This is a genomic window from Filibacter tadaridae (assembly GCF_900609045.1).
Lineage (GTDB): Bacteria > Bacillota > Bacilli > Bacillales_A > Planococcaceae > Sporosarcina > Sporosarcina tadaridae.
The window spans coordinates 42,681-57,304 of sequence record NZ_UXAV01000043.1 but is presented as its reverse complement, the minus strand read 5'-3'; the positions used below and the strand labels follow the sequence as shown (position 1 = coordinate 57,304).

Below are 14,624 nucleotides of genomic sequence, written 5' to 3'. Positions count from 1 at the left end.
CATAAGACAGTTTGCGAGGAGGCGTACTTCAGCCACCACAGCAAAATGACTTATGACCCGAGCGTCTGGCGCCTGTAGCTAGACAATGAAAAGCGAAAGGCGCCTGCTAAGACGCGACAGGCATAAGACAGTTTGCGAGGAGGCGTACTTCAGCCACCACAGCAAAATGACTTATGACCCGAGCGTCTGGCGCCTGTAGCTAGACAATGAAAAGCGAAAGGGACCTGCTAAGACGCGACAGGCACTTAACAAAGATAAACTTCCAGAGGTGAAAAAGATGATTCATTTAACAGATATTACTAAACGGTTCGGAGAGGGACCAGACAGTATTTCAGCAGTCGATAATGTAACGCTCGAAATTGCGGATGGTGAAATTTTTGGCATCATCGGCTATAGTGGTGCAGGAAAAAGTACATTGATCCGATTACTGAACGGGCTTGAAATGCCAACATCAGGGCATGTCACAATAGGCGGTCGTAAAATATCGGCGATTAAAGGCAAGGAACTACGGGAAGCACGTCAAAAAGTGAGCATGATTTTCCAACACTTCAACTTACTTTGGTCACGTACTGTAAAGGAAAATATCATGTTCCCACTTGAAATTGCAGGTGTTCGAAAAGCAGATCGTGAGCGAAAAGCAGCGGAACTAATAGACCTTGTCGGTTTGAGTGGTAGAGAAAATGCCTACCCTTCAGAGCTATCAGGGGGGCAGAAGCAACGTGTAGGCATTGCCCGCGCACTTGCGAATGATCCCGAAGTGCTACTTTGTGACGAAGCAACATCGGCACTAGACCCTGAAACAACAGATTCAATTCTTAACCTACTGACAGAAATCAATGAAAGATTAGGACTTACAATTGTATTGATAACGCATGAAATGCATGTCATACGAAAAATTTGTCACAGAGTTGCGGTAATGGAAGCGGGAAAAGTCGTTGAGATAGGGGATGTCCTTAAGGTGTTCCAGGAGCCGCAAGAATCAATTACGAAACGATTCGTATCTCAGATTACAGAACCTGTTGAAGCAAAACAGGCAATAGAACATCTTAAAGAAGAAATCCCTTCTGGCACACTTATCAAGCTTGTTTTTGTTGGTGAGCGCACAGAACAACCTGTATTGGCAAGCCTTATCCGAGAATTCACTATCGATGTAAATATCGTACAAGGGAATATAACTCATACCCACGGTGGTGCATACGGCACACTTATTCTTCAACTAGTCGGGGATGCAGAAGTCATTGGCAAGGCAATCCAATATCTTAATGAAAAAGATGTCCGGACGGAGGTGATCAGCAATGTTTGAAAACCTTTTTCCGAATGTTGACTGGACGGCGATGTGGGAGGCGACTAAAGAGACGCTCTATATGACAGCTGTCTCAACATTCCTCACATTTGTCATCGGACTTGTACTTGGTGTTTTACTCTTTTTATCAGGACCTGGTCAACTATGGTCAAATAAGATTGTCAATACGATTACTGGAGCGATTGTCAATCTGTTTCGGTCAATTCCATTCATCATTTTAATCATATTACTTATTCCATTTACGCAATTCATTATCGGTACGGTCCGTGGACCAAACGCAGCGTTGCCAGCACTTATTATTGGTGCGGCCCCGTTTTACGGACGAATGGTCTTAATTGCCTTACAGGAAATCGATAAAGGTGTCATTGAGGCTGCGAAGTCGATGGGAGCTAAAACTAGGACAATCATTTTCAAAGTACTTTTAGCGGAATCCATGCCTGCACTTATTTCGGGAATTACAGTAACATCAATTGCGCTCGTGGGTTACACTGCGATGGCAGGAATCATTGGTGCGGGTGGTCTTGGTACACTTGCCTATTTGGATGGATTCCAACGAAACCGAGCAGACGTAACGCTTATGGCGACTATTCTTATTTTAATTGTTGTGTTCATTATCCAATTCATTGGAGACCTAGCAGTGAAGAAAATGGATAAGAGATAAAATCACAGAGAAAAGAGGAGATTGTATATGAAGAAATTATTGACAGGAATTCTATTGGCAGTTCTCGTACTTGCATTAGCAGCTTGCGGGACAAAGGATAACGAAGGGGATAAAAATGCAAGTGACGGGGAAAAGAAAGAAGATACAAAAATTGTTGTTGGTGCATCCAATACCCCACATTCAATCATTCTTGAAGAAGCAAAACCTTTATTGAAAGAAAAGGGTTTCGATCTTGAAATCGAAAAGTATCAAGATTATGTTTTACCAAACAAAGACCTTGAATCGGGAGAAATTGATGCAAACTATTTCCAACACATTCCATACTTTGAAACGCAAATTGCTGATTTCGGCTATAAATTTGCAAACGCAGGTGGCATCCATATTGAACCAATCGGCGTTTATTCTAAAAAATATAAGTCGCTTGAAGAATTACCTGAAGGTGCAACAATTCTAATAAGTAACTCAGTTGCCGATCATGGACGAGTACTTGCAATGCTTGAAACAAAAGGTCTAATCAAGCTCGCTGATGGGGTCGATAAAGCAAAAGCTGAAGTAAAAGATATTATCGATAATCCGAAAAATATTGAATTTGACGCAGACTATGAAGCAGCACTATTACCAACAATGTTCAAAGAAGGTGAAGGTGATGCTGTACTTATCAACTCGAACTATGCAATCGATGTGGGGCTAAACCCACTTGAGGATTCAATAGCGATTGAAGATACAGACTCTCCGTATGTCAACATTATCGCTGTAAAAGAAGGCGATGAAAATAATGAAGCGATTAAAGCATTAGTAGAAGTGTTAAAATCAAAAGAAATCCAAGACTTCATCATGAAAGAGTGGGGCGGCTCAGTCGTACCGGTAAAATAAGAAGAAGTAATCCGCCAATCAATTTGATTGGCGGATTTTTTTAACCCTTTTTAGTTAATGGCATTCAGTTTTAATACTTTAATAGGGTAGAAGAAAATATGTTGTTCCACTAGTTGAAAGGTTATGATAGTCTAAATGAGAATACTATATATGTTGAACGTATGATTCTATATAATCTCCAAGCGCCAAGCGTTGTTGAAAGAATTCTTTATGTCAACATATATAGCTACTTTCTTTCAACCAATATACATAGAATAACTTAAAAAGGAGGCATTTTGATGAAATTTAAAATCGGTCTTATTTGGCGCATTATTATTGCGATTGCGCTAGCAGTTGGGCTTGGAATCCTTATTCCGAAGATTCATGAAGGTTTTGGGGATTGGTTCGTAAGTTTATTTGCGACATTTAACATGATTTTCGGTGGCTTTCTGAATTTCATTGTTCCGTTAATCATTATTGCATTCATAGCGCCCGGGATTGCTAAACTTGGTAAAGGTTCCGGGAAGTTGTTGGGGTTTGCAACAGTAATCGCCTATGCTTCTACAATTGTTGCGGGGATCTTCGCATTCTTAGTGGCATCGACAGTATTGCCCGGATTTATCGATGGTATTGGAAGTGCGGGTATTGACAACGCGGGTAGAGCTCCGGGAGAAGCATTTTTCGAATTGGAAATGACACCTGTCATGGGGGTCATGACCGCCTTGATCTTCGCATTCTTGTTCGGTATAGGAATGGCTTCGATTGGCAGTAAATCATTGCTTGCCGTGTTCGATGAATTTAATGTTCTCATCGAAAAAGTGATAACATACGTTATTATCCCGCTATTACCCATACATATTTTCGGGATATTCCTCAATATGACGTATACCGGAGAAGTGGGTAAAGTTCTATCCATATTCGCGATGGTGTTCGTCATGATTATCATTCTTCACCTTCTTATGCTGACGATTCAATACACAATCGCAGGTTCATTGTCCAAACGGAACCCGTTTATGCTGATGAAAACGATGGCACCTGCTTATTTCACTGCACTCGGGACACAATCGTCTGCTGCTACGATACCGGTTACATTGAGGCAGGCACGTGAAACTGGCGCATCTAAACGAGTAACGGACTTCACAATCCCGTTATTTGCAACAATTCACTTATCGGGAAGTACAATTACACTCGTCTCTTGTTCAATTGGCGTCATGCTGATGAATGGATCACCCGTTGAATTTGCGAAGTACTTGCCATTCATCTTCATGCTGGGTGTCACAATGATAGCAGCTCCTGGTGTTCCAGGTGGCGCTGTTATGGCGGCGACTGGACTTCTTAGCACAATGCTAGGTTTTGATGAATCGATGGTTGCACTCATGATTGCTCTTTACATGGCACAGGACAGCTTTGGAACAGCGACTAATGTAACGGGCGACGGCGCACTAGCTATGATTGTTGATAAGTTCACAAAAAAAGTGGATGGAATTGACAGTGAAACAGATGATGATCCGGAACAAGTAGCTCTATAATGAAAAGCCGATGCTTCGTGCATCGGCTTTTTAGATGACATTGATTCTCAATGAAATGTGGACATATGAAAGTATCTGAGAATAAGTGAAAAGCCTTTGTGTAAGTCTTGAATTAAGTATAATCAGTTCAAGCCTTATCATTCTTAATGATTTGCAAGGGACTGCATTATCAGTTAAGATTAGAATGATACTAAATAGAGAATGGATATCCATTCATCTTTAACATATTGGAGGTATTGGAATGTCGACTTTGGAAATTAAAGACCTTCACGTAGAAATTGAAGGTAAAGAGATATTAAAAGGCGTCAACTTGACGATCAATACAAATGAAATCCATGCAGTCATGGGGCCGAATGGTACAGGGAAATCCACTCTTGCATCAGCAATCATGGGTCATCCTAAATACGAAGTGACTTTAGGTACAGTTACACTTGACGGTGAAGATGTTTTAGAAATGGAAGTGGACGAGCGTGCTCGCGCTGGAATCTTCTTAGGCATGCAGTATCCAAGCGAAATTACGGGTGTTACGAATGCCGACTTCTTGCGTTCAGCGATTAACGCACAACGTGAAGAAGGCAACGAAATTCCATTGATGAAATTCATTCGTGAAATGGATAGCAAAATGGAAATTCTTGAAATGGATGAAGATATGGCGACTCGTTACTTGAACGAAGGTTTTTCAGGCGGCGAGAAAAAACGTAACGAAATCCTTCAACTTACGATGTTGAAACCTAAATTTGCAATACTAGATGAGATTGACTCAGGTCTAGATATCGATGCATTGAAAATTGTTTCAAAAGGCATCAATGAAATGCGCGGAGAAAAGTTCGGTTGCTTAATCATCACGCATTATCAACGTCTTCTTGACTACATTACACCAGACAAAGTCCATGTAATGATGCAAGGGAAAGTTGTGAAATCCGGTGGCGCTGAACTAGCTCAGAAACTCGAAGAGCAAGGGTATGACTGGATCAAAGAAGAACTAGGTATTGTAGACGAAACTGTCGAGCTAGAAGTTTAAGAAAGGGGGACGATTCAAAATGACGGTTGAAACTAAAGTGGCATTGACCGAACAGGACGTCCACTCCTATTCCGTGAAAGTGAATGAAGCTGATTGGATGGCGGATTTCCGTACAAACGCATTAGCAAAAGTGGAACAACTTCCAATGCCGAAACCAGATAAAACAAAGATTGATAAATGGAACTTCACGGAGTTCCCTGTGCATGCAGTGGAATCTTCCTTGTATGCCGCGTTGAGCGAGCTTCCTGAAGAAGCACGTGCAATTGTCGATGCAGACGAACAAAAAAATATTTATGTGCAACATAATAACACACCAGCATATCTTTCACTTTCTGAAGAGTTGAAAGTACAGGGTGTTATCATGACAGATATTTTCACTGCATCTCGCGAGCATAGTGAGCTTGTGAAAAAGTATTACATGACAGATGGCGTCAATGTGGATGAAAATAAGTTGACTGCACTTCATGCAGCACTTATGAACGGCGGCGTTTTCGTATATATTCCAAAAAACGTTGTCGTTGAAAAGCCACTTCAAGTATTATTCCTACATGATAATGACGAAGCGTCTCTTTTCAACCATGTTCTTCTAGTTGCAGAAGCAAATAGTAAAGTGACTTACGTTGAAAACTACTTGTCGACTGTAGACGAAGCAAAAGGATTAGCGAACATCATTTCCGAAGTGTTTGCAGGCGATAATGCACAAATCACTTACGGTGCGGTTGATGTTCTTGCAAAAGGATTCACAACATATGTAAATCGTAGAGGAGTCGCAAGTCGTGATAGCCGCATTGACTGGGCACTTGGCTTGATGAACGATAGTGATACGATTTCTGAAAATATAACACAACTTATCGGCAATGGTTCACATTGTGACATGAAAACTGTCGTTGTAGGCCGCGGTAAACAAAAACAAAACTTCACGACTGAAATTGTCCATTTCGGACTTGATACTGAAGGGTTCATCTTAAAACACGGTGTCATGCTGGATGAATCATCCGCAATCTTTAACGGAATCGGACGAATTGCAAAGGGCGCAACTAGATCGAATGCTGTTCAAGAATCACGCGTTCTTATGTTCAGTGAAAAAGCACGCGGAGATGCAAACCCGATTCTTCTTATTGACGAAGATGATGTAACAGCGGGTCATGCTGCTTCGGTTGGTCGTGTAGACCCACTGCAATTGTTCTATTTAATGAGCCGTGGGATTTCGAAACACGAAGCGGAACGTCTTGTCGTCCATGGTTTCCTTGCGCCAGTCGTTAGTAAATTACCGATCGAAGGCGTTAAGAAACAATTGACGGAGGTTATCGAAAGGAAAGTGCGCTAATGCTCAACAAGGAGATCCGCAAACATTTCCCGATACTTGACCAAGAAATTAATGGCCATCCACTTGTTTATCTAGATAGTGCTGCGACATCCCAAAAGCCTCAGCAAGTAATAGATGCGCTTAGCAACTACTACAGTTTGGATAATTCAAATGTCCACCGGGGTGTGCATACACTCGGAAACCGGGCTACAGAAGGTTATGAAAATGCACGTGATAAAGTGCGTGCATTCATTAATGCAAAATCAACAGAAGAAGTTATTTTCATGCGTGGAACGACGACTGCACTAAATATGGTAGCACAAAGTTATGGACGAGCTAATGTAGGTGAGGGCGATGAAATCGTCATTACCTATATGGAGCATCATTCCAATATCATACCTTGGCAACAGTTGGCGAAAGAAAAAGGGGCAGTATTAAAATACGTCAATCTTGAAGAAGACGGTACACTGTCACTTGAAAAGGTTCGCGAAGTCATTACAGAACGGACTAAGATCGTTTCCATTATGTATGTCTCCAATGTATTAGGGACCATGAATCCAATAAAAGAAATAACCGAAATTGCTCATTCACATGGTGCTGTCATGGTAGTTGACGGCGCTCAAGCTGCTCCGCATTTGAAAATTGATGTTCAGCTTCTTGACTGTGACTTTTTAGCCTTTTCAGGCCACAAAATGTGCGGTCCTACTGGCATCGGTGTTCTCTATGGCAAAAAGGAATTACTCAACAACATGGAACCGGTTGAGTTCGGCGGCGAAATGATTGATTTTGTCGGCCTTTATGATTCAACGTGGAAAGAGCTCCCTTGGAAATTTGAAGGTGGTACACCGATCATTGCAGGGGCAATTGGTCTAGGCGCTGCAATCGATTTTCTTGAGGAAATCGGGATGGATAACATTGAACGCCATGAACACGAACTCGCAGGCTATGCGATGAAACGCATGTCTGAAATTGAAGGACTTTCAATTTACGGTCCGCTTGATCCTGGGAAACGTGCAGGGATGGTCACATTCAATCTGAATGATGTACATCCACATGACGTTGCAACTGTACTTGATATGCACGGAATTGCTGTTAGAGCAGGTCATCACTGCGCACAGCCGCTTATGAAGTGGTTGGAAGTGTCGTCCACTGCACGCGCCAGCTTCTATATTTACAACACGGAAGAAGACGTTGACCGCCTCGTGGACGGACTCCGCATTGCAAAGGAGTATTTCAACGATGTCTATTAAAAATTTAGATCAGTTATATCGCTCGGTTATTATGGACCACTATAAGAACCCGAGAAACAAAGGAATCATCGATGAAAGCAATGTAACTATCGATATGAATAATCCGACTTGTGGAGACGTCATTCATTTGACGTTGCAAGTGGACGATGGCATTGTGAAAAATGCCAAATTCGATGGCGAGGGCTGCTCGATTTCTATGGCATCTGCGTCAATGATGACACAGTTAGTCATAGGTAAGAAAGTAGATGAAGCCTTACAAGCTGCGCATACTTTTTCAGACATGATGCTTGGTAAAGAAGTCGACGACACAATGGACCTTGGAGATCTTGAAGCGCTAACTGGCGTTTCCAAATTCCCTGCACGCATTAAATGTGCAACACTTGCGTGGAAGGCAATGGAAAAAGGGGTCGGAAGCGACTCTGAGTAAATTGAGGACGGAGGAATATTAATGGCTAAGAAAATGCCGGATATCGGCGATTATAAATATGGCTTTGCTGATAAAGACGTCTCTGTTTTCCGTTCGAAACGTGGCTTGACACGTGAAATCGTTGAACAGATTTCGCAAATGAAACAAGAACCTCAATGGATGTTCGACTTTCGCCTAAAAGCGTTGGACTTGTTTTATAAAATGCCAATGCCACAATGGGGCGGAGATCTAAACTCCCTTAACTTTGACGAAATTACGTATTACGTAAAACCGTCTGAAGCAACAGAACGTTCATGGGATGAAGTTCCAGAAGAAATCAAACGCACGTTTGATAAACTCGGAATTCCTGAAGCTGAACAAAAATACCTTGCAGGTGTTTCTGCGCAATATGAATCTGAAGTTGTTTATCACAATATGAAAGAAGAACTTACAGATTTAGGAATTGTGTTTAAAGATACGGATTCAGCTTTGAAAGAAAACGAAGAGCTGTTTAAAAAGTATTTCGGAAAAACAATTCCAAGTGCAGATAATAAATTTGCCGCACTCAATTCAGCTGTTTGGTCCGGCGGATCATTCATCTATGTACCACCGGGTGTGAAAGTGGATACACCACTTCAAGCCTATTTCCGCATCAACTCGGAAAACATGGGGCAGTTTGAACGTACACTTATTATTGTGGATGAGGGCGCAAGCGTTCATTACGTTGAAGGCTGTACAGCTCCTGTTTACACAACAAACTCATTGCATAGTGCGGTTGTAGAAATCATCGTTAAAAAAGATGCATATTGTCGTTATACGACTATCCAGAACTGGGCGAACAACGTTTATAACCTTGTTACAAAACGTGCTGTTTGTGATGAAAATGCAACGATGGAATGGATTGATGGTAACATCGGTTCAAAACTGACTATGAAATACCCTGCAGTCATCCTTAAAGGGGAAGGCTCGCGTGGAATGACATTGTCCATTGCAATTGCCGGTAAAGGCCAACACCAAGATGCAGGCGCTAAAATGACGCATTTGGCTCCAAATACGTCATCTACAATTGTATCGAAATCGATTTCACAACATGGTGGTAAAGTAACCTATCGCGGGATTGTCCATTTCGGACGAAAAGCGGATGGTGCACGTGCAAATATCGAGTGTGATACGCTTATCATGGATGACCAGTCAACATCGGATACAATTCCATATAATGAAATCTTTAATGATAATGTCTCACTTGAGCACGAAGCGAAAGTTTCCAAAGTTTCAGAGGAACAACTCTTCTACTTAATGAGTCGCGGTGTTCCGGAACTTGAAGCGACGGAAATGATTGTTATGGGCTTCATCGAACCATTCACAAAAGAATTGCCGATGGAATATGCTGTAGAGATGAACCGTCTCATTAAATTCGAGATGGAAGGTTCAATCGGGTAACTATAAACAACTCAAAAGCCGGCCCATGTGGTCGGTTTTTTTGCATTCAATTCAATTTCCGCAGAGCAAATAAGCAATGTGGTAAACTAGTCATACTGCTTTAACTATATTTTGTGTGGGTTCAAGACTAGCTGAATAATTGATGGTTTATGGGGGTGAAGGCTAAACAATGGAAAATAATATAGATAAAATCCACATCTATCACACAAATGATATACATAGTCATTTTGAAAGTTGGCCTGAAATAAGCAGGTTTCTTCAAAGTCGAAAAAGCCTGCATGAATCGGCTGAAGAGAGCTGTTTTGTGTTTGATATTGGTGATTATGTAGATCGGTCGGATCCATTTACGGAAGCGACAAATGGGAAAGGGAACGTCGAACTGTTAAATAGGGCCGGGTATGATGCAGTTACGATTGGTAACAACGAAGGCATTACGATGTCCCATGACGCGTTGACTTCCCTCTATAAGGATGCACAGTTTGATGTAATCCTAGGTAATTTATTTAAAGATAATGGGGAAAGGCCTGAATGGCTGGTACCCTATAAACTATACAGCACAGCAAACGGAACAAAGGTGGGCATCATCGGTGCAACCGCAGAATACCAACTGTTCTATTCAAAATTAGGATGGCAAATAACTCCACCACGGGAGCAGTTGAAAAAGCTAGCAGAACAAATTAAGGGTGAAACGGATCTACTAATCTGCTTATCACATATGGGTATTGGAGAAGATGAACGCTTAGCAAACGAGTGCAATTGCATTGATGTTATTTTAGGCGCCCATACCCATCATCTTTTCCATGAAGGAAAACAGATTAATAATTCCTTATTGGCAGCAACGGGGAAATACGGAGAGTATGTCGGGCATGTAACGATAGAATATAATTGCGCTACCCATCAAATAAATCACCAAGAAGCAAAGCTTTATCAAACTGAACTATTGGAGAAATCAACAATTGATAGGGAAGACTTTATTTACCTGATGGAAATTGGAAAAGGGAGATTAACGGAACCCGTTTTTTACAATCCTAAACAAATGCCACGAAAACTATTTTCCGACGGACCGCTAACATCATTTTTCAGTAAAGCGCTTCTTTCCTATACAAAAGCAGACTGTGTCATGTTCAATGCAGGTATTTTCCTTGATGATTTGGAAGAAGGATGGGTGACCCGAGGTGATTTGCATTCAATTCTGCCGCATCCCATCAACCCGTGTACCATTACCTTGGATGGGGCGGATTTGGCGGAGGTTTATGAGCTTTCGTTGAATGAGGATTTACCTGATATTCAAGTTAGAGGGCTTGGTTTTAGAGGTGCTCAAATGGGTGCAATGATTCGTGAACGACTTTATAAAGACGGGGAAGGCCAGCTGTTTGCCGGGAATCAGAAGGTTGTTGCTGGACAGAACTATACGCTCGCTACACTTGATATGTTCACATTTGGATTTTTCTTCCCATCACTCAAAGATGCAGAAATTGAGTATTATATGCCAGAATTGATACGCGATGTCTTTGGATGGTATGGAATGGAACACTTTAAACATTGACAATGGAAGAATGAACGGCTCCCCTGCTGCATAATGTGAAGCAGGAGGAGTCGTTTTGAAATTTCAGGGGCAAGTTAGTCGGAGGTCCAGACGTAAAAAGAGGAAAATTATGCCGTTCCTGATTCCAGCAATTATACTTGCAATTGTTCTGTTTTTCATTTTTATAAACGCAAGACTCACCCCGACATACGTTCGATATGCAGAAGTACAAACGAAAAAAATTGCTTCTCATGTTATTAACCAAGCAATCAGTTCTAGGACCGCAAATGTACTGGAAGTAAATGATGTTATCGAGAATATCCCGTCGGAAGGAGGGACAGTAACCACAAAGTTCAATACGGACGTTATTAATAGAGTGATGTCCGAGACGCATAAGCTTGTAGAAATGCATCTCAAACAGGTTGAAGCGGGGAATATTGAACTATTACCGAAAGAAGATAATATCGAATTCGATCCGCAAGCGATGGAAGATCAAGGTGGAGTGGTTTTCTTTGTGTCACTAGGGCAGGCAACGAATATTCCGTTACTAGGAAACCTGGGACCGAAAATCCCGATACGTTTCCATGTTATCGGTGAAGTCCATTCGACTATAGAGCCCACAATCACGGAGTTTGGAATCAATAGTGCATACGTGGAAATAAATGTTCTCCTTACAGTGAATGTGCAAATCATTGTTCCTCTTGCAACAAAGAAGAGCTCCATAACACAAAAGATTCTAGTAGCGTCGGGTTTAACGCAAGGCGTAGTTCCAGATATCTATACGAACGGCGGAGAAGGACCATCCTTCGAAGTACCAATGAAATCTGGCGGTGGACAGTAAAGAAAAGTTCCAGCGCCTGGGTAGGGACGACAGCCATAAGACGGACCTGCTGGGCGGCGTCCTTTGCCGCCCAGCAGGGTTGGCTTATGACCCGAGTCCCTAGGCGCTGGAACTAGCCAGTAAAGAAAAGTGATAGCGCCTGAGTAGGGACGAAAATTCCCAATCAAATCCCTACTAAAATTAGATTTTGTGAACCTATCTATGTTAACTAATTACTCTATATAATCTCCGGAGAAGGCGCCTACCGGGGTAGCCGAAGCAATAAGACTAACAGCGGTCTTCTGTCTGGGCTTATTGCGGGAGGCATCCCCAAGCGCCAAAGCGGTGTTGAGAAGATTCAATATGTCAACATAAATATCTTTAAAAAGAGTTGAAACTGCATCCGATTATTGTTAGTCTAATATAGAAATGAAAATATCGATTAGGTAGAGGCTGCATTGCTTATCAGTCACACACGAGAGAATGACATCTATGACCGTGCGTAAAAGGAAGCTTTGCCGAAGTTTGATGGGATCGTCGAATCCATCAGGCTGGGGTCATTCCAAATAGGGATGGCACTGTCATATGTCTAGATAGACATATGATGAGCTACAAATCGTGGGTTAGATAAGCAGTATCAATTATCCGACAAACGAAACGTAGATAAGGCCGGCTCCTAACGCATGCAACTAGTGCGTATAGTAGTCGGTTTTTTATTTCCCTAAAGGGCCTCATCCTGACGAAATGGAGGAATTTGAAATGGTTGGAACATGGGTATCGATTTTACCACCACTTATCGCAATTGTAATGGTATTGGCTACAAGGCGTGTATTGCTATCACTTGGCGCGGGTATCGTTGCAGCTGCCATTCTAGCAGCGTCATTCGCACCTGCAGAATCGGTACAGAATTTGTGGACTGCAATGATTGTCTCTTTCTGGTCTGACGGTGAATTGAATACGTATAACATTTTCATCATGCTATTTGTACTTTTACTTGGTGTTATCACTGCATTCGTAAGTTTGTCAGGAGGCAGTAGGGCATTTGCTGAATGGGCTGTAAGTCGCATTAAAACAAAACGCGGCGCTAAACTATTAACGGTAGTACTTGGAATTGCGATTTTTGTAGATGATTATTTTAACGCACTTGCTGTAGGGCAGATCTCACGTCCGATTACGGACCAACATCGTATTTCACGTGCGAAGCTTGCTTACTTCATCGATTCCACATCGGCACCTATTTGTGTTATTTCGCCGATTTCAAGTTGGGGTGCTTACTTAATTGGTCAGCTTGCTATTATTTTAGGCGGCGTTGCGGCAATCAGTTACTCACCGTTGTCAGCATTCGTCATGATGGCCCCGATGAATTTTTATGTGGTAGCAACGCTCGCAATGGTGGTGTTCCTTGCTTTTACAAACTTTGATCTTTTTGAAATGAAAAAACATGAACAACGTGCAACTGAAACGGGAGAACTTTATGATCCCGAGAAAGAAATTCCCGGTCAACTTAAAGAAGACTTTCCGATTCATAAACATGGACGTGTACGTGATTTGGTTCTACCAATTGTTGCGCTAGTAGCAGTAACTTTTGCTATGATGGTCTGGACGGGGTATGTAGCAGGTGGATCAATGAACATCTGGTCTATATTTGAAAATACGGATGTACCGAAAGCATTGCTTACTGGCGGTCTTACAGGTACTGCAATAGCCGTAATTCTTTACATGTCGCAAATGAAAAAGAACGAAACTGCAACACCTGCCCTAATTGGTCGTGCGTTTTCCAGTGGTTTGAAAGCGATGATGCCCGCAGTATTAATACTCATATTTGCTTGGGCATTGACTTATCTAATCGGGTTATTGGAAACAGGGTTATATTTATCTGAAGTTGTGACCAAAGCGAACCTGCCTGTTGCGTTCCTTCCAGTCATTATTTTTATTCTTGCGGGGTTAATGGCATTTTCTACAGGTACGTCTTGGGGGTCATTCGGTATACTATTACCGATTGCAGGTACAATTATGATAGATGCAGCACCGGAAATGTTATTACCGGCACTTGCCGCAGTTCTTGCAGGCGCAGTTTTCGGAGACCATTGTTCACCAATTTCCGATACTACCATTCTTTCTTCAACTGGTGCGGGTTGTAATCATATGGATCATGTGGCTACACAATTGCCATACGCACTGATTTGTGCAGGGATTTCTGCAGCGGGTTACATTGTTTTAGGAATTACGGGGTCGGTATGGTTAGGCTTACTTACAGTAATTTTAATTCTCGCTATACTATTTTCAGTTTGGACGATAAAAGCTAAAAAGGCTGCAATGCAGCTTTCCTTATAATTTCAGGTAAAAAAGCGGTGTTCAGTCACCGCTTTTTTATTATCCTAAATATAGTAGTTTGATATAAAAAAATTTTGACAACAGTCTGTTATTCATTTATACTAACTTTAAATCATATAATAATCTGAAAATATCAAACTTTCTATTCTTCATTCCAGGAGAATGAAAGGGAAAAGG

Annotated in this window: 12 protein-coding genes and 1 riboswitch; all 12 genes read left to right on the top strand. The window is 41.8% G+C overall.

The annotated features are described in order from the left end of the window. Nucleotides 1–277 precede the first annotated feature (277 nt). The 12 genes from FILTAD_RS12770 (at nucleotide 278) to FILTAD_RS12715 (ending at nucleotide 14,447) form a co-directional block, all read left to right on the top strand. Complete coding sequence (locus tag FILTAD_RS12770; protein WP_124071357.1) at nucleotides 278–1,303, top strand: methionine ABC transporter ATP-binding protein; 1,026 nt, start codon at nucleotides 278–280, stop codon at nucleotides 1,301–1,303. Continuing rightward, on the top strand, nucleotides 1,296–1,964 hold the full coding sequence (locus tag FILTAD_RS12765; protein WP_124071356.1) for a methionine ABC transporter permease: 669 nt from the start codon (nucleotides 1,296–1,298) through the stop codon (nucleotides 1,962–1,964). Before FILTAD_RS12770 ends, FILTAD_RS12765 begins: the two co-directional genes overlap by 8 nt. A gap of 27 nt (nucleotides 1,965–1,991) precedes the next feature. Next, nucleotides 1,992–2,837: a MetQ/NlpA family ABC transporter substrate-binding protein gene (locus FILTAD_RS12760; protein WP_124071355.1), complete on the top strand. Its 846-nt coding sequence runs from the start codon at nucleotides 1,992–1,994 to the stop codon at nucleotides 2,835–2,837. A 278-nt stretch (nucleotides 2,838–3,115) separates the two neighbouring features. Further along, nucleotides 3,116–4,345 (top strand): dicarboxylate/amino acid:cation symporter, encoded by a 1,230-nt coding sequence (locus FILTAD_RS12755; protein ID WP_124071354.1) that lies wholly within the window; start codon nucleotides 3,116–3,118, stop codon nucleotides 4,343–4,345. 241 nt (nucleotides 4,346–4,586) lie between these two features. Beyond that, the gene (gene sufC, locus FILTAD_RS12750) at nucleotides 4,587–5,366 is read left to right on the top strand and encodes a Fe-S cluster assembly ATPase SufC (RefSeq protein ID WP_124071353.1); all 780 of its coding nucleotides are present in this window, start codon (nucleotides 4,587–4,589) and stop codon (nucleotides 5,364–5,366) included. A gap of 19 nt (nucleotides 5,367–5,385) precedes the next feature. Beyond that, the gene (gene sufD / locus FILTAD_RS12745; RefSeq protein WP_124071352.1) at nucleotides 5,386–6,693 is read left to right on the top strand and encodes a Fe-S cluster assembly protein SufD; all 1,308 of its coding nucleotides are present in this window, start codon (nucleotides 5,386–5,388) and stop codon (nucleotides 6,691–6,693) included. After that, nucleotides 6,693–7,922, top strand: a complete 1,230-nt coding sequence (locus FILTAD_RS12740; protein ID WP_124071351.1) for a cysteine desulfurase — start codon at nucleotides 6,693–6,695, stop codon at nucleotides 7,920–7,922. The genes sufD and FILTAD_RS12740 overlap by 1 nt, the downstream gene beginning before the upstream one ends. Further along, on the top strand, nucleotides 7,912–8,349 hold the full coding sequence (sufU, locus tag FILTAD_RS12735) for a Fe-S cluster assembly sulfur transfer protein SufU (protein WP_124071350.1): 438 nt from the start codon (nucleotides 7,912–7,914) through the stop codon (nucleotides 8,347–8,349). The genes FILTAD_RS12740 and sufU overlap by 11 nt, the downstream gene beginning before the upstream one ends. A 21-nt stretch (nucleotides 8,350–8,370) precedes the next feature. Further along, nucleotides 8,371–9,768: a Fe-S cluster assembly protein SufB gene (gene sufB, locus FILTAD_RS12730; protein ID WP_124071349.1), complete on the top strand. Its 1,398-nt coding sequence runs from the start codon at nucleotides 8,371–8,373 to the stop codon at nucleotides 9,766–9,768. 169 nt (nucleotides 9,769–9,937) lie between these two features. Beyond that, on the top strand, nucleotides 9,938–11,314 hold the full coding sequence (locus FILTAD_RS12725; protein ID WP_124071348.1) for a bifunctional metallophosphatase/5'-nucleotidase: 1,377 nt from the start codon (nucleotides 9,938–9,940) through the stop codon (nucleotides 11,312–11,314). Nucleotides 11,315–11,423: 109 nt separating this feature from the next. Then, complete coding sequence (gene yunB / locus FILTAD_RS12720; RefSeq protein WP_124071346.1) at nucleotides 11,424–12,134, top strand: sporulation protein YunB; 711 nt, start codon at nucleotides 11,424–11,426, stop codon at nucleotides 12,132–12,134. A gap of 418 nt (nucleotides 12,135–12,552) precedes the next feature. Continuing rightward, nucleotides 12,553–12,733, top strand: a riboswitch (Lysine riboswitch). A gap of 139 nt (nucleotides 12,734–12,872) precedes the next feature. Further along, nucleotides 12,873–14,447, top strand: a complete 1,575-nt coding sequence (locus FILTAD_RS12715; protein WP_124071344.1) for a Na+/H+ antiporter NhaC family protein — start codon at nucleotides 12,873–12,875, stop codon at nucleotides 14,445–14,447. Nucleotides 14,448–14,624: the final 177 nt, after the last annotated feature.